12 protein-coding genes are annotated in these 15,507 nt (G+C 69.4%); all 12 read right to left on the bottom strand.

What is annotated here, in order from left to right:
- Nucleotides 1-176 precede the first annotated feature (176 nt).
- The 12 genes from E1262_RS29405 to E1262_RS29350 all read right to left on the bottom strand — a co-directional run bounded on the left by E1262_RS29405 (nt 177) and on the right by E1262_RS29350 (nt 15,504).
- Complete coding sequence (locus tag E1262_RS29405) at nt 177-1,205, bottom strand: ABC transporter ATP-binding protein (protein WP_203454704.1); 1,029 nt, start codon at nt 1,203-1,205, stop codon at nt 177-179.
- Complete coding sequence (locus E1262_RS29400; protein WP_203454702.1) at nt 1,180-2,229, bottom strand: ABC transporter ATP-binding protein; 1,050 nt, start codon at nt 2,227-2,229, stop codon at nt 1,180-1,182. Before E1262_RS29400 ends, E1262_RS29405 begins: the two co-directional genes overlap by 26 nt.
- 26 nt (nt 2,230-2,255) lie before the next feature.
- Entirely contained in the window at nt 2,256-3,182 is a 927-nt protein-coding gene (locus E1262_RS29395; RefSeq protein ID WP_132107892.1) for an ABC transporter permease, read from the bottom strand.
- Nucleotides 3,175-4,101 carry an ABC transporter permease gene (locus E1262_RS29390; RefSeq protein WP_132107891.1) on the bottom strand — a complete coding sequence of 309 codons (927 nt, stop codon included), beginning with the start codon at nt 4,099-4,101 and terminating at the stop codon, nt 3,175-3,177. The genes E1262_RS29395 and E1262_RS29390 overlap by 8 nt, the downstream gene beginning before the upstream one ends.
- Nucleotides 4,102-4,323: 222 nt before the next feature.
- Nucleotides 4,324-5,982 carry a peptide ABC transporter substrate-binding protein gene (locus tag E1262_RS29385; protein ID WP_132107890.1) on the bottom strand — a complete coding sequence of 553 codons (1,659 nt, stop codon included), beginning with the start codon at nt 5,980-5,982 and terminating at the stop codon, nt 4,324-4,326.
- Nucleotides 5,983-6,308: 326 nt separating this feature from the next.
- Nucleotides 6,309-7,295, bottom strand: a complete 987-nt coding sequence (locus E1262_RS29380) for an ABC transporter permease (RefSeq protein WP_132107889.1) — start codon at nt 7,293-7,295, stop codon at nt 6,309-6,311.
- The gene (locus tag E1262_RS29375) at nt 7,288-8,208 is read right to left on the bottom strand and encodes an ABC transporter permease (RefSeq protein WP_132107888.1); all 921 of its coding nucleotides are present in this window, start codon (nt 8,206-8,208) and stop codon (nt 7,288-7,290) included. Before E1262_RS29375 ends, E1262_RS29380 begins: the two co-directional genes overlap by 8 nt.
- 115 nt (nt 8,209-8,323) lie before the next feature.
- Complete coding sequence (locus E1262_RS29370) at nt 8,324-9,967, bottom strand: peptide ABC transporter substrate-binding protein (protein ID WP_132107887.1); 1,644 nt, start codon at nt 9,965-9,967, stop codon at nt 8,324-8,326.
- Nucleotides 9,968-10,265: 298 nt separating this feature from the next.
- Nucleotides 10,266-12,128, bottom strand: a complete 1,863-nt coding sequence (gene typA, locus E1262_RS29365; protein ID WP_132107886.1) for a translational GTPase TypA — start codon at nt 12,126-12,128, stop codon at nt 10,266-10,268.
- 193 nt (nt 12,129-12,321) lie between these two features.
- On the bottom strand, nt 12,322-13,362 hold the full coding sequence (locus tag E1262_RS29360) for an ABC transporter ATP-binding protein (protein WP_132107885.1): 1,041 nt from the start codon (nt 13,360-13,362) through the stop codon (nt 12,322-12,324).
- 1 nt (nt 13,363) lies between these two features.
- On the bottom strand, nt 13,364-14,527 hold the full coding sequence (locus tag E1262_RS29355) for an ABC transporter ATP-binding protein (protein WP_238993107.1): 1,164 nt from the start codon (nt 14,525-14,527) through the stop codon (nt 13,364-13,366).
- Nucleotides 14,527-15,504, bottom strand: a complete 978-nt coding sequence (locus E1262_RS29350) for an ABC transporter permease (protein ID WP_132107894.1) — start codon at nt 15,502-15,504, stop codon at nt 14,527-14,529. The genes E1262_RS29355 and E1262_RS29350 overlap by 1 nt, the downstream gene beginning before the upstream one ends.
- Between the last annotated feature and the right edge of the window lie 3 nt (nt 15,505-15,507).

The raw sequence follows: 15,507 nt of genomic DNA, 5'->3' as shown, positions 1-15,507 counted from the left end.
GAGTTCGACCGGGCGGGCGCCATGAATCAGCCGGGCTCGTCCGGGACGCCACGCAGAGTTCGACCGGGCGGGCGATGGGCGGGCTGGGTTTATGGGCGGCCCGCCCGGTCGTGAGACGAGGGTAGGGGACGACACGTTGCAGTCACGTTGCGAGCGCGACCGCCCTGGTGGGCTCCTCAGTGCTGGACGACGACGTCCTCGCGGACGGCGGCGTAGTGGCACGCGGACTCGTGGTCGCTGCCCGGCCGCACGATCAGCGCCGGGTCCTCTTCGGCGCACTTGTCCGTGGCCTTCCAGCAGCGGGTCCGGAACCTGCAGCCGCTCGGCGGGTTGGCCGGGCTGGGGACGTCGCCGGAGAGGATGATCTGCTGCCGCTGCCCGCGTACGGACGGGTCCGGGACGGGGACGGCGGACAGCAGCGCCTGGGTGTAGGGGTGCGTCGGCTTCTCGTAGATCTGGGCGTCGCTGCCGGTCTCGACGATGCGGCCGAGGTACATGACGGCCACGCGGTCGGAGATGTGCCGGACGACGGAGAGGTCGTGGGCGATGAAGATGTACGACAGCCCGAACTCGTCCTGCAGGCTCTCGAGCAGGTTGACCACCTGGGCCTGGACGGACACGTCGAGCGCCGAGACCGGCTCGTCGCAGATGATGATCTCAGGCCGCAGTGCCAGCCCGCGTGCGATGCCGATGCGCTGCCGCTGGCCGCCGGAGAACTGGTGCGGGTACCGGTTGATGTGCTCGGGGCTGAGGCCGACGACGTCGAGAAGCTCCTGGACCCGCTTGCGCCGCTGGCCGCGGGGCGCGACCTCGGGGTGGATGTCGAAAGGCTCGCCGACGATGTCGCCGACGGTCATGCGCGGGTTCAGCGACGAGTAGGGGTCCTGGAACACGATCTGGATGTTCCGGCGCAGCTCGCGCAGCGCCCTGCCCTGCAGGTCATAGATGTTCTGGCCGTGGAAGTACGTCTTGCCGCTGGTGGGCTCCTCGAGCCGCATGAGCAGCTTGGCCAGCGTCGACTTGCCGCAGCCGGACTCGCCGACGATGCCGAGGGTCTCGCCCCGGCGCAGGTGCAGCGAGACGCCGTCGACCGCCTTGACGGCTCCGACCTGGCGCTTGACGACGACGCCGGTGGTCAGCGGGAAGTGCTTGACCAGGTTGTCGACCTCGAGGACGACGTCACTGCTGGGCGGGTTCGATGTCACCCTCGAGCACCTCCTGTGCGAAATGGCACGCGCTGAACCGGCCGGGGACGACCTCGGCCAGCGGCGGTCGCTGCTCCTTGCAGATCTCGCGCGCGTAGGGGCAGCGCGGCCGGAACTCGCAACCGGCCGGGATGTTCGTGAGGTTCGGCGGCAGCCCCTTGATCGCCGAGAGCTCCTGGCCCTTGAGGTCGACCCGCGGGATCGACTCGAGCAGCCCCTTGGTGTACGGGTGGGCCGGCGACGCGTAGATGTCGTGCACCGGCGCCTCCTCCATGATGCGCCCGGAGTACATGACCTCGATCTTGTCGGCGACGTCGGCGACGACGCCGAGGTCGTGGGTGATGAGGATGAGGCCCATGTTCCGCTCGCGCTGCAGGTCGGCGAGCAGCTGCATGATCTGCGCCTGGACGGTGACGTCGAGCGCCGTGGTGGGCTCGTCGGCGATGAGGACGTCGGGATCGAGCGCGATGGCCATGGCGATCATGATGCGTTGGCGCATGCCGCCGGAGAACTGGTGCGGATAGTCGCCGACGCGCTCGCGCGCGGCCGGGATGCGCACCTGCTCCATCAGGTCGACGGCGCGCTTGCGGGCGTCCTTCTTCGACATGCCCTCGTGGACGCGGAACATCTCGGCGATCTGCCAGCCGACCGGGAACACCGGGTTCAGCGCGGACAGCGCGTCCTGGAAGATCATCGAGATGCTGCGGCCACGGTAGGCGCGCCGCTCGTCGTCGGGCAGCGCCAGCAGGTCCTGGCCGCGGAAGCGCACCGAGCCGCCGGTGACGAAGCCGGGTGGGCTGTCGAGGATGCCCATGATGGCCTGCGCCGTGACGCTCTTGCCCGAGCCGGACTCGCCCAGCACGGCCAGCGTCTCGCCCTCGTGCAGCGTGTAGGACACGCCGTTGACGGCCTTGGCCACGCCGTCGCGGGTGCGGAACTCCACGCGGAGGTCCTCGACCTCCAGCAGCGGGGTCAGCCCGGCCTCGTCCGGTCGCCGCGCGATGCCGGCTTGCGTTGTCGCCACTCGTCGCCCTCCTCCTGTGATGTCGCTCAACGCAGCTTCGGATCGAGCGCGTCACGTATGGCATCACCGAGCATGATGAAGGCCAGCACGCACAACGACAGCGCTGACGCTGGGAACAACAGCATATGCGGCGACGTGCGGACGTAGTCCTGGGCCCGGCTGATGGCCAGCCCCCACGAGACCACCGGCGGCTGCAGCCCGACGCCGAGGAACGAGAGCGTGGCCTCGGCCGCGATGTAGCCGCCGATGGCGATCGTCGCGACAACGATGACCGGCGCGATCGAGTTCGGCACGATGTGCTTGAGGATCATCCGGGTGCCGCCGGCGCCGAGCGCGCGGGCCGCCTGGACGTAGTCGGCCGAGCGCACCTGCAGCACCGACGAGCGGGTGATGCGCATGATCTGCGGCCAGCCCAGCGCGGCCAGCGCCAGCACCACCTTCCCGATGGTGACCAGCTGCGGCGTGTCGGCGCCGCCCGGGAACGAGACCAGCACGATCAGGGCGCCGAGCAGCAGCGGGATGCCGAAGAAGACGTCGCCGAGGCGCGACACGACGGTGTCTGTCGCACGGCCGTAGAAGCCGGCGACGGTGCCGGCGACGCCGCCGATCAGCAGCACGCCGATGGCCGTCAGCACGCCCACCATGATCGAGGCGCGAGCCCCGTAGATGGTGTGCGTGTAGACGTCGCAGCCGTTGTTGTCGTAGCCGAACCAGGCGGCGCCGCTGGGGCCCTGACGGCTCAGCGCGAGGGCGCAGTCGGTCGGGCTCAGCGACGTGAACAGGCCCGGCACGATGGCGATGGTCACGAAGAACACGAAGAGCACGGCCGAGATGATGAACGTCGGCTTGCGGACGAGATCGTGCCAGGCGTCGCGGCCCAACGTCCGGACGGCCGTCTCCGTCGTCTCGGGCGCCTCGGCCTGGGTGGCGACGGGCGGTGTGGGGTCAGCCATGACTGATCCTCGGGTCGAGCCAGCCGTAAATGAGATCGACCAGCAGGTTCACCAGCAGGAAGACGAGGACGAGCACCGTTACCGCCCCGGTGACCATGACACCGTCCCTGGCGGTGATGGAGCGGAAGATGAGGTTGCCCACGCCGGGGACGTTGAAGATGCCCTCGGTGACGATGGCGCCACCGAGTAGCGCGCCGAAGTCGGCGCCGATGAACGTGACGACCGGGATCAGCGAGTTGCGCATCGTGTGGACGCCGATGACCCGGCGCTGCGGCAGGCCCTTCGCGACGGCGGTGCGGACGTAGTCGGCCCGGCGGTTCTCCGCCAGGCTGGTCCGCGTCAGCCGCGCGACGTAGGCCAGGGAGAGTGAGGCGAGCACGAACCCCGGCAGGATCAGGTTGTACAGGCTCGCGTCGCCGCCGACGGTGGCCGGGAAGATCCCCCACCGCATGCCCAGGAACAGCTGCAGCACCGAGCCGATGACGAAGACCGGGATCGAGACCACGACCAGCGTGGAGACCAGCACCAGGTTGTCGATGTAGCTGCCGCGCCGCAGGCCGGCCAGGATGCCGGCGCCGATGCCGATCAGGATCTCGAAGGCGATCGCGACCAAGGCCAGCTTCGCCGTCGTCGGGTAGGCCCGCAGCAGCTCCTCGCCGACCGAGAGACCCTGGAACGTCTCGCCGAAATCCCCGGTCAGCAGATTCCCCAGGTACTTGAAGTAGGCGACCAGCCAGAAATCGTCCAGGTTGTACTTGTCCGTCATCGCCGCGACGTAGGCGGGCGGACAGGGCCGGGCGCCGCAGCGGCCGGCGAACGGATCGCCTGGCAGCGACCACACCAGGGTGTAGATGATGAGCGTCGTGCCGATGACCACCGGGATCATCTGGAGCAGGCGGCGCGCGACGTACCGGCCCATGGGTCAACCTTTCCGCAACGGTTTGCGCCAGCGTGCGGGGCGTTCATCTCACCGTGACGAGATGAACGCCCCGCAACCGACCGCTGCGACTCTAGCTCTCCGATGTCGTCGGGCCGGGCATGGCCGCAGCCAAAGTCGCCCTGGCTCGGCGCTCTGCTCCGACGATATCGAGGAGGCCTCCGGCCCCTCTCATCGCCGGTCTGCCCGGCCCTCCTGGGAGCATCAGTTCTTCACCGAGATCGACAGCGGGTCGACGTAACCCTTCCAGGTGAACTGCGGCTCGTTGACGTTCTCGGACCAGCCGCGCTGGCCGTTGTCGTACCAGAGCGGGATGATCGCCATGTCCTCGGCGAGGAGCTCCTCGGCCTGGTTGTACAGGTCGAGCGCCTCCTGGCCCTCCAGGCCGGCGGCCTGCTGGATCAGCTCGTCGAACTGCGGGTTGGAGTACCCGCCGTCGTTGGCCGAGCCGTTCGTGGTGTAGAGCGGCGCCAGGAAGTTCTGGATCGACGGGTAGTCGGCGACCCAGCCGGTGCGGAACGGGTTGGTGATCTCGTTGGCGTTGACCCGGGCCCGGAACGAGCCGAAGTCGGGGTTGAAGTCGCCCTGGCAGTCGATGCCCAGCGTGTCGCGGATCGAGGTGCAGGCCGCGTCGACCCACTCGCGGTGGCCACCGTCGGCGTTGCTGGAGATCAGCAGCGTGCCCTGGACGCCGGGCGACTGCGCGTACAGCTCCTGGGCCGCAGCGGCGTCGAACTCGCACCACTCACCGCAGGTGCCCTCGACGTAGCCGTCGTTGCCCGGCGGGACCCAGCTGGTGGCCGGGACGTAGTTGCCCGGGCCGTAGGCGGCGGCGATGACGGCCTCACGGTCGATCGCCCGCGAGATCGCCTTGCGCAGGTTGGGGTCGGCCCAGGCCTCGGTGTTCGTCAGCGGGAACGTGAGGCTGGTGAACCGGGTGGTCAGCGGCTCCGACGCGGAGCGGCCCTCGAGGTCGGTCTTCCAGACGTCGCCGGCAAGACCCGCCGGCGGGATCTTGTCGAGGATGTCGAGCTGGTTCGCCACGACGTCGGCGTAGGCGGCGTCGAGGTCGGCGTAGATGCGGTACTCGATGTTCTCGACCTGCGGCTTCGGGTCACCGGGGTAGTCTTCCCAGGCCCGCAGGTTGATCGAGGTGTTCGGGACCTCCTCGACGAACTCGAACGGGCCGTTGCCGATCGGGTGCTCGATGAACGCTGCCTGGTCGGTGAAGAAGCTCTCCGGCATCGGGTAGAACGCCGAGTAGCCGATGATCGTCTCGAACAGCGAGTTCGGGGAACCGAGCGTCACGGTGAAGGTCGTTTCGTCGACGACCTCGAGGCCGCTCATGGTCTCGGCCGTCGCAGAGCCCGGGACGAACGCTCCGGTGTCGTCGGTCTGGCCGGCTACCGCGTCATAGCCGGCGATGTTGGCGCCGTCGGGGCCGAAGAAGTACTGGTTGAGCTGTGCGTTCGCGCCGGCGGCACCGAAGTTCCAGGCGTCGACGAAGCTCTGCGCGGTGACCGGCGACCCGTCGTGGAACGTCCATCCGTCCTTGATCGTGATGGTGAACTGGGTGAAGTCCTCGTTGGGCTCGATCGACTCGGCCATGGCGAGGCCGGGCTCACCGGTCTCGGAGTCGTACGAGACCAGGCCGGTCCACATGGCGTCGACGATGTTGCCGCCGCCGACCTCGTTGGTCGTGGTCGGGATGAGCGGGTTCTCCGGCTGCGTGCTGTTGATGGACACCGAGCCGGTGGGGCCTTCTCCGGCGCCGCCGCCCTCGCCGCCCGAGCCGTTGTCGCCGCCGTCGTCGTCGCCGCCGCACGCGGCGAGCACGAGCGCCAGGCCGACGGATGCTGCCACCACGGCTCCTCTGCGAGCAGAGCCTCGCATGGAATCCTCCTCAAACGGGCCTGCGCCCGGTGGTTTTACGGGCGTGACCGATCGGCCTCGCCGCCAATGGTGCGGATCTGCGCACAGCCGGGTACGGTCGCGACCCGATCCGCGCCCTCTTTTCTATTCCCGCGCATCTCTGCGGGCAAGTCCGACCGGACTGCCGTCACACACCGCAACCGGACTGTGACCATACCGGCTGATTGCTGTGATCCAGCGCATGAGCTGCGAATTCTTCGGCGGAATCGGCCCGATGGTGCCGCGTTTGCGGCGCTTCGGGTGGTGACGGTCACACGTCAGCGCAGTCTGGGATCGAAGGCGTCGCGGACCGCGTCGCCCAGCATGATGAAGGCGAGCACCGTCACCGACAGGAATGCGCCGGGGAACAGCAGCATGTGCGGCGACTGACGGAGGTAGGCGCGCGCCTCGCTGATGGCGATGCCCCAGGAGATGACCGGCGCCTGCAGCCCGATGCCGAGGAACGACAGCGTCGCCTCCAGGACGACGAACACCCCGAGGATGATCGTGGAGTACACGACGACCGGGGCGACCGCGTTGGGCAGGATGTGCCGCAGCAGGATGCGCGAGGTGCCGGCGCCGAGCCCGCGGGCGGCCTGCACGTAGTCGGCCTGCTTCACCTGGATCACCGTCGACCGCATCAGCCGGGCCACCGTCGTCCAGCCCAGCACACCCAGCGCCATGACCACCTTGCCGATGGTCTGCCAGGCGGGCGTGCCGACCGTCGACGGGAACGTCGCCAGCACGATGATCGCGCCCAGCAGCATCGGGACGGCGAAGAACATGTCGGTGAGCCGCGACAGCAGCGCGTCGACGCGACCTCCGTGGTAGCCGGCGAACATCCCGACCACGCTGCCGACGAGCGCGATGCCGAGGGTCGTCAGTACCCCGACCAGGATCGACGCCCGCGCACCGTGGACCGTCCGCGCGTACATGTCGCAGCCCTGCAGGTCGTAGCCGAACCACGCGCTGCCGCTCGGTGGCAGCCGCGAGTTGGCGAGGTCGCAGGCGCGCGGATCGGCACTGGTGAACAGGCCCGGCACGGCGGCCATCGCGACCAGCACGAGGATGATCGCCGCCGAGACCAGGAAGACGGGGCTGCGGCGCAGGTCGCGCCAGGCGTCGCCCGCCAGCGAACGCGGGACGGCGGCCCGGTGGCCCCCGCCGCGCCGGCGCCCACGCTGTCCGCCGGCCCGGCCCGGCGGCCGCCCGGGCACGTGCGCGGCCGACGGCACGATCTGGTCGGGCGCCACGGGGCTATGCATGGCGGATCCTCGGGTCGATCACCGCGTACAACAGGTCGACCAGCAGGTTCACGATCAGGAAGACGAGGACGAGCACGGTGACCGCGGCGGTCACGGTGGCACCCTCGTGGGCGTTGATGCCACGGAAGATCATGTTGCCGACGCCCGGGATGTTGAAGATGCCCTCGACGACGACGGCGCCCCCGAGCAGCCCGCCGAAGTCGGCGCCGACGAACGTCACGACCGGGATCAGCGAGTTGCGCAGCGTGTGGACGCCGATGACCCGCTGCCTCGTCAGTCCCTTGGCGATCGCGGTACGGACGTAGTCGGTGCGGAGGTTCTCGACCAGGTTGGCCCGCACCAGCCGGGCGACGAACGCCAGCGACAGGCTGCCCAGCACGATCGCCGGCAGGACCAGCGAGAACAGCGTGCCGTCGGACGTCACCGGGAACCAGCCGAGCCGCACGCCGAAGGTGATCTGCGCCAGCAGCCCGAGGACGAACACCGGGATCGACACCACCACCAGCGTGCTGACCAGCACCAGGTTGTCGAGGAAGCCGCCGCGGCGGGTCCCGGCCAGCACGCCGGCGGCGACGCCGATGACCACCTCGACGAGGATCGCGAGCACCGTCAGCTGCAGCGTGGTCGGGTACCGCTGCAACAGCTCGTCAGCGATCGACGCACCACTGAATGTCTGGCCGAAGTCGCCGGTGAGCAGGTTGCCCATGTACTGCAGGTAGGCGAGCGGCAGCGGGTCGTCGAGGTTGTACTCGGCAGTCATGCGATCGATGTAGTTCTGCGGGCACGGCCGGTCGCCGCACTTCGCCGCGAACGGATCACCCGGCAGCGACCAGACGAGGGCGTAGATGAGGAACGTGGTCCCGATGACCACGGGCACCATCTGGCCGAGGCGCTGGACGACGTACCGACCCATGACCTTCCTTCACCGATCAGCAGCGCTCCTATGCGCGCCGGAGTCAGACTGTACGTCGCGCACCCCGGCCCGCCGCAGCCGAGGGTGCGCGACGGCGGGCCGGACGAGCGCGGCGTCAGTCCGTCGTGGTGACGCTGAGCAGGTCGACGGTCTGGAACACGGTGATCCGCACGTTGTCGACGTGGGAGGAGTAGCCGGCGATGTTCACCCGGTGCCACAGCGGGATGGCCGGCATGTCCGCGGCCAGCAGCCGCTCGGCCTGGAGGTAGAGCTCGGCACCCTCCTCGGCCGTGCTCGCGGCCGCCGCCTGGCTGACCAGCTCGTCGAAATCGTCGTTGGTGTAGTCGCCGTCGTTCGCCGAGGCGCCGGTGGCGAAGATCGGCACCAGGAAGTTCTCCAGCGACGGGTAATCCATCTGCCAGCCGGTGCGGAACATGCCACCCATCTGCCGGTTGGTGATCTGGTCCCGGAACGTGGCGAGGTCGACGAAGGGTGTGGGGACGCACTCGATGCCCAGCGTCGTGTTGATGTCGATGCAGACCGCGTCGACCCAGGCCTTGTGGTCGGAGTCGGCGTTGTACGAGAGTGCCAGCGGGCCCTCGATGCCGTCGGTCTCGGCGTACAGCGCCTGCGCGGCCGTTTCGTTGTAGGTGCAGAAGTCGCCGCACGCGCCGTCCTGGAAGCCGGGCACTACCGGCGATACCCAGCCGTTGGCCGGGGTCCGGGCGCCGGAGAAGATCTGCTCGACGATCTCCGGCCGGTCGATCGACATCGAGATGGCCTGCCGGATCCGCGGGTCGTCGAACCTGTCGTCGACGGTCGACGGCGCGAACGTGATGGTCTCGAAGACGCCCGTCGGGCGCTCGATGAACCGGTCGCCGAGGTCGATCCGGTAGGTGTCGCCCGCCAGCGCCGACGTCGGCAGCAACGGCATGATGTCGAGCTGGTCGGCCTGCAGGTCGTTGTAGGCGGCGTCGTCGTTCTCGTAGATGCGGTAGATCGCGCCGTCGATGTTGGGCTTGACCTCGCCGTTGTAGTCCGGGTAGGCGGAGAGCCGGACGTCGATGTTCGGCTCCCAGGAGTCGAACTGGAACGGGCCGGTGCCGATGGGGTGCTGGCCGAACGCCTCGGGGTCCTCATAGAACGACTCCGGCAGCGGGGCGAACGCGGTGTAGCCCAGCCGCATTCGGAACTGAGACTCGGGCTGGGTGAGCGTGACGGTGAACGTGCGGTCGTCGACGACCTCCAGGCCGGACATCGTCTCGGCGGCCGCCGACCCCTCGATGAAGTTGCCCTCCTCGTCGAACTCGCCCTGTACCTCCGCGTAACCCTGGATCGGCTCGAAGAAGTAGCTGTTCAGGGTGGCGTTCGCACCGAGGGCGGCCCAGTTCCAGGCGTCGACGAAGCTGCTCGCGGTGACCGGGGAGCCGTCGTGGAAGGTCCAGCCGTCCTCGAGCCGGATGGTCCAGGTCAGGTTGTCGTCAGTGGTGATCTCCTCGGCGATCTCGTTCGAAGGCTGCCCGTTCTCGGGGTCGTACCGGACGAGGAACGAGAAGACCTGGTCGAGGATGTCGCCGCTGCAGACCTCGTTGCTGTTGGCGGGGACGAAGGCGGCCTGCGGGTTGCAGCCGCGGACCGTGACGACGTTGTCACTCTCGCCGGCCGCGTCGCCGCTGTCGTCGCCGCCGCCGCAGGCGCCCAGTGCGAGCGCGAGCGCGACGGTCCCCAGCAGCACCGACCTGCGTGGCGAGACTGGCATGGGATTCCTCCTGGGTTCTGCCCGAGGCGAGGCTGCGGAGTTCCGTCGCCAGCGCCACCCACGGCCGTTTTGGCCGATTTGGGCACATACGTGCCCGTCACTTTCTATGTGCCGTCCTCGCCCCGGGGCAAGTCCCGCTCTTCGCCGCCCGTGTACTCGCAACAAGAATGTGACCTCCCCCCGGACTGCGCCATCATCGCTCACCAGTGACGACGGCGCACGTCCGGGTGGGTCCGGCGGCCTGGTCTCGTCTCCCTTGTGGGACTCGCCGCCGCCTGGGAGCTCGCGGTCAGGCCGGCTACTGAGCGTGCTTGCGCCGGGCCGCCGCGCGGCCGCGAGTGGCGGCGTCGAGCACGACCTTGCGCAGCCGGACGGCCTTGGGCGTCACCTCGACGCACTCGTCGTCGCGGCAGAACTCCAGCGCCTGCTCGAGCGAGAGCCTGCGCGGCGGGATGAGCCGCTCCAGCTCGTCGGCCGTGGAGGAGCGCACGTTGGTGAGCTTCTTCTCCTTGGTGATGTTGACGTCCATGTCGTCGGAGCGGGAGTTCTCGCCGACGATCATGCCCTCGTACACCTCGGTGGTCGGCTCGACGAAGAGCGTGCCACGTTCCTGCAGGTTGAACATGGCATACGAGGTGGCGACGCCGGCGCGGTCGGCGACCAGCGAGCCCGTCGGGCGGGTGCGGAGCTCGCCGGCCCACGGCTCGTAGCTCTCGAACACGTGGTGGGCGAGGCCGGTGCCGCGGGTCTCGGTGAGGAAGTCGGTGCGGAACCCGATCAGCCCGCGGGCCGGCACGACGAACTCCATGCGGATCCAGCCGGTGCCGTGGTTGGTCATCTGCTCCATGCGGCCCTTGCGGACGGCGAGCAGCTGGGTGACGGCGCCGAGGTACTCCTCGGGGCAGTCGACGGTGAGCCGCTCGAACGGCTCCTGCACCTTGCCGTCGACCTCGCGGGTGACGACCTGCGGCTTGCCGACGGTGAGCTCGTAGCCCTCGCGGCGCATGGTCTCGACGAGGACGGCGAGGGCCAGCTCGCCGCGGCCCTGCACCTCCCAGGCGTCCGGCCGCTCCGTCGGCAGCACCCGCAGCGAGACGTTGCCGATCAGCTCCGACTCGAGGCGGTCCTTGACCAGTCGCGCCGTCACCTTCGAGCCGCCGGACCGGCCCGACAGCGGCGACGTGTTGGCGCCGATGGTCATCGACAGCGCCGGCTCGTCGACGGTGATCAGCGGCAGCGGCCGCGGGTCGTCGACGTCGGCCAGCGTCTCGCCGATGGTGATCTCGGGGATGCCGGCGACGGCGATGATGTCGCCGGGTCCGGCCTTCTCGGCCGGGACCCGCTCCAGCGCCTCGGTCATCAGCAGCTCGGTGACCTTGACCCGTTCGATGCTGCCGTCCTTGCGGCACCACGCGACCTGCGACCCCTTGGCGATCTCGCCCTCGCGGACCCGGCACAGCGCCAGACGGCCCAGGAACGGCGACGCGTCGAGGTTGGTGACGTGGGCCTGCAGCGGCGCGCCCTCGGTGTACGTGGGCGCCGGGATGGTGTCGAGGATGGTGGTGACCAGCGGCGCGAGGTCGTCGGCGTCGGGGACCGCACCGTCGGCCGGCCGCTCCAGCGCCGCCTTGCCGTCGCGGGCGCAGGCGTAGACGATCGGGAAGTCGAGCGCGCTCTGGTCGCTGGAGTCGTCGAGCAGGTCGAGGAACAGCTCGTACGTCTCGTCGACCACCTCGGCGATGCGCGCGTCGGGCCGGTCGGTCTTGTTCACCACCACAACGATGGGCAGCCGGCCCTGCAGCGCTTTGCGCAGCACGAACCGGGTCTGCGGCAGCGGCCCCTCACTGGCGTCGACCAGCAGCACCACGCCGTCGACCATGGACAGGCCGCGCTCCACCTCGCCGCCGAAGTCGGCGTGGCCGGGTGTGTCGATGATGTTGATGGTGGTGTCGCCCCAGCGGACGGCGGTGTTCTTGGCGAGGATCGTGATGCCCTTCTCCCGCTCCAGATCCCCGGAGTCCATCACCCGGTCGGCGACGTCCTGGTTGGCACGGAACACCCCGGACTGCCACAGCAGCGCATCGACGAGGGTGGTCTTACCGTGGTCGACATGGGCCACGATGGCGACGTTGCGGAGGTCGTCGCGGCTGCGCACGGACATGCGGAAAACTCGTTCCTGGATGGGGGAGATGACATCCCATCCTACGGCGTCGCCGTCCGCCGACTGTCCCAGGCGCACATCATGAGGTTTTCTGGAGCGTCACTACGCCTGCAATCGTGGTGAGGCTCGGGTAATCCTGGTGATGTACGCAATCGTTCACCGAGCCAACCCCGCCCACGGACCGGCCAGGACCTCAGACGACGGCGGTGTTGACCTCGGCGAAGTGGCAGGCGACCGGGTGACCGTTGCCGCGGTCGACCAGGGCGGGCTCCTCCGTGGCGCAGATGTCCTGGGCCTTCCAGCAGCGGGTCCGGAACCGGCAGCCGCTCGGCGGGTCGAGCGGGCTGGGGACGTCGCCGGCGAGGATGATGCGCTCGCGACGGCGTTCCTCGACCGGGTCGGCGGCCGGGGCGGCCGACAGCAGCGCCTGGGTGTATGGGTGCGCCGGGCGGTCGTAGACGTCGTCGCGGGTGCCGGTCTCGACGATCTTGCCGAGGTACATGACGGCGACGCGGTCGGAGATGTGCCGGACCACGGAGAGGTCGTGGGCGATGAAGATGTACGCCAGCCCGAGCTCGTCCTGCAGGTCCTCGAGCAGGTTCACGACGCCGGCCTGCACGGACACGTCCAGCGCCGACACCGGCTCGTCGAGCACCAGCAGCCTCGGCTCCAGCGCCAGCGCCCGGGCGATGCCGATGCGCTGCCGCTGGCCGCCGGAGAACTCGTGCGGGTAGCGGTTGCCGTGCTCGGGGTTGAGGCCGACCAGCTCGAGCAGATCGGCGACCCGCTTCTTGCCGCCGCCGCGCCACCTGCCGTGCACTTTGAGCGGCTCGGCGATGATGTCGTTGACCGGCATCTTCGGGTTCAGCGAGGCGTATGGGTCCTGGAACACGATCTGCAGGTCGCGGCGGACCTCGTTCATGCCGCGCGCATCGAGGCCGGTCAGCTCCTTCCCCTGGAACACCACCGAGCCGGACGTCGGCTTGTGCAGCTGCAGGATGGCCCGGCCGGTCGTCGACTTGCCGCAGCCGGACTCGCCGACGACGCCCAGGGTCTCGCGGGCGTCGACGTGCAGGGACACGCCGGTGACGGCCTGGACGTGACCGACGACGCGGCGCAGCAGGCCGCCGCCGTGGACCGGGAAGTGCATGACGAGGTCGGTGACGTCGAGCAGGTGGTGCCCGCTGCCGGCCTCGGACGCCGCCTGCGGCGAGGTCTCGGTAGAGGTCACCATGTCAGACCGCCTCGCTTTCCGTGCGGAAGTACACCGTCGGGTCGTCGACCTCGGCCAGCTTGTCCCAATGGTGGCACGCCGCGACATGGCCGAGCTCGTCGGTGGCGGCCAGCGGCGGCTCCGACTCGTGGCAGATGTCGGTGGCCAGCGGGCAGCGGGGCGAGAACGGGCAGCCCTTCGGCAGGTTGATCAGCGACGGCGGGGTGCCGACGATGGGCCGCAGCCGGGAACCGGACCCACTGCCCTCGAGGGACGGGATCGAGCCCAGCAGGCCGGCGGTGTACGGCATCCGCGGGTGGTAGAAGACGCGGTCGGTCTCGGCGACCTCGACCGGCTTGCCCGCGTACATGACGAGCACCCGGTGCGCCATGCCGGCCACCACGCCGAGGTCGTGCGTGATGAGCACGATGGCCGCGTTGACCTCGTCCTTCACCTGCACCAGGGTCTCCAGGATCTGCGCCTGGACGGTGACGTCGAGGGCCGTGGTCGGCTCATCGGCGATGATGACGTCGGGGTTGTTGATGACCGCCATCGCGATCATCGCGCGCTGCCGCATGCCGCCGGAGAACTCGTGCGGGTAGTTGTCCAGCCGCCGCTTCGGCTGCGGGATGCCGACCAGCGCCAGCATCTCCTCCGCCCGGGCCAGCGCCTTCTTCCGCGGCATGATCTCGTGCGAGAGCACCGCCTCGGCCAGCTGATCGCCGATGGAGTAGACCGGGTTCAGCGCCGTCATCGGGTCCTGGAAGATCATCGCGATCTTCCTGCCACGCAGCGCCCGCTGCTGCTTCGGCGACTTCTTCAGCAGGTCGTCGCCGCGGTAGAGGATCTTGCCCGCGATGCGAGCGGACTTGGGCAGCAGCCCCATGACCGCCATTGACGACACCGACTTGCCCGACCCGGACTCCCCCACGATGCCCAGGACCTCGCGCTCATGGACGGCGTACGAGACGCCGCGCACGGCGCGGACCAGGCCGTCGTCGGTGGGGAACGAGACGGTGAGGTCCTCGACACGCAGGACCTCGGTGTCACCCGGGCCGGCGGTCTCCTCCAGCTTGGTGGCGACGTGCACCTCGGCCGCGGACTCGGTGACGGCGGGCTGGTCGAGGCCGCCGCCCGCGGCGGGGTCGGGCAGCGGGGCACCGATCGGCATGCTCGGATTCGTCATCAGTCACGCACCCGGTTCTGTCGAGGGTCGAAGGCGTCGCGCAGGCCGTCGCCGATGAAGTTCACCGACAACGCGATCGCGATGATGAACACGCCCGGGAACCAGAACAGCCACGACCTGGTGGAGAACGCCGTCTGGTAGGTACTGATCAGCTTGCCCAGTGACGTGTCCGGGTCCTGCACGCCGAAGCCCAGGAACGACAGCGCCGCCTCGAGCAGGATGGCCGCCGCGATGGCCAGCGTGGCGCTGACGATGATCACGCCGATGATGTTCGGCAACATGTGCTTGACGATGATGCGCCGCGCCGACGTGCCGGCGGCGCGGGCGGCCTCGACGAACTCCTTCTCGCGTAGCGCCAGGAACTCACCGCGGACCAGCCGGGCCAGGCCGGTCCAGGTGACCAAGCCGATGACCAGCCCCAGCACGACGATGCCGGAGCCGCCGTAGCGGCGGCCGAGAACGGCGGCGACGACCAGCAGCGGGATGGTGATCATGACGTCGGTGAACCGCATCAGCACGGCCTCGACCCGGCCGCGGAAGTAGCCGGCCGTGGCGCCGACCACCGTGCCGATGAAGGTGCCGACGATGCCGACGATGAACGCGATGGTGATCGACTGTTGCACGCCGCGCATGGTCAGCGCGAAGTAGTCCTTGCCGACGTTGTCCTGGCCGAACGGGTGCTCGCCGAGGTGCAGGCCGTCGCCGCCGAGCCAGGTCGGCACGACGCTGAGCGTCGGACGGCCGCCGTTCTCGACCGTGGCGATCGACCAGTAGTCCTTGTCCCACCAGCCGGGGACGTTGGCGAAGCCGATGGAACTGAACGCCAGCAGGACGATCAGCACCAGGACGACCAGGCCGGACATGGCGGCGCGGTGCCGGAAGAACCGCCGCCGTACCATCTGCGCCTGGGTGCGGGCGACGACCGTCATGCCCTGGGCGTCGCCCGGCGCCGCGGTGGCGGGCGACGCCCAGGGCATGAC

The organism is Jiangella aurantiaca, assembly GCF_004349105.1.
Classification (GTDB): Bacteria; Actinomycetota; Actinomycetes; order Jiangellales; family Jiangellaceae; genus Jiangella; species Jiangella aurantiaca.
Note: the sequence above shows the minus strand (reverse complement) of the source record. Positions and strands in the feature narration are given on the sequence as shown.

Excerpts from the sequence above, each read along its gene's own strand:
- E1262_RS29360 (WP_132107885.1), bottom strand. The coding sequence starts at position 13,362 with ATGGTGACCTCTACCGAGACCTCGCCGCAGGCGGCGTCCGAGGCCGGC.
- E1262_RS29375 (WP_132107888.1), bottom strand. The coding sequence starts at position 8,208 with ATGGGTCGGTACGTCGTCCAGCGCCTCGGCCAGATGGTGCCCGTGGTC.
- E1262_RS29395 (WP_132107892.1), bottom strand. The coding sequence starts at position 3,182 with ATGGCTGACCCCACACCGCCCGTCGCCACCCAGGCCGAGGCGCCCGAG.
- E1262_RS29350 (WP_132107894.1), bottom strand. The coding sequence starts at position 15,504 with ATGCCCTGGGCGTCGCCCGCCACCGCGGCGCCGGGCGACGCCCAGGGC.
- E1262_RS29370 (WP_132107887.1), bottom strand. The coding sequence starts at position 9,967 with ATGCCAGTCTCGCCACGCAGGTCGGTGCTGCTGGGGACCGTCGCGCTC.
- E1262_RS29390 (WP_132107891.1), bottom strand. The coding sequence starts at position 4,101 with ATGGGCCGGTACGTCGCGCGCCGCCTGCTCCAGATGATCCCGGTGGTC.
- typA (WP_132107886.1), bottom strand. The coding sequence starts at position 12,128 with ATGTCCGTGCGCAGCCGCGACGACCTCCGCAACGTCGCCATCGTGGCC.
- E1262_RS29355 (WP_238993107.1), bottom strand. The coding sequence starts at position 14,527 with ATGACGAATCCGAGCATGCCGATCGGTGCCCCGCTGCCCGACCCCGCC.
- E1262_RS29380 (WP_132107889.1), bottom strand. The coding sequence starts at position 7,295 with ATGCATAGCCCCGTGGCGCCCGACCAGATCGTGCCGTCGGCCGCGCAC.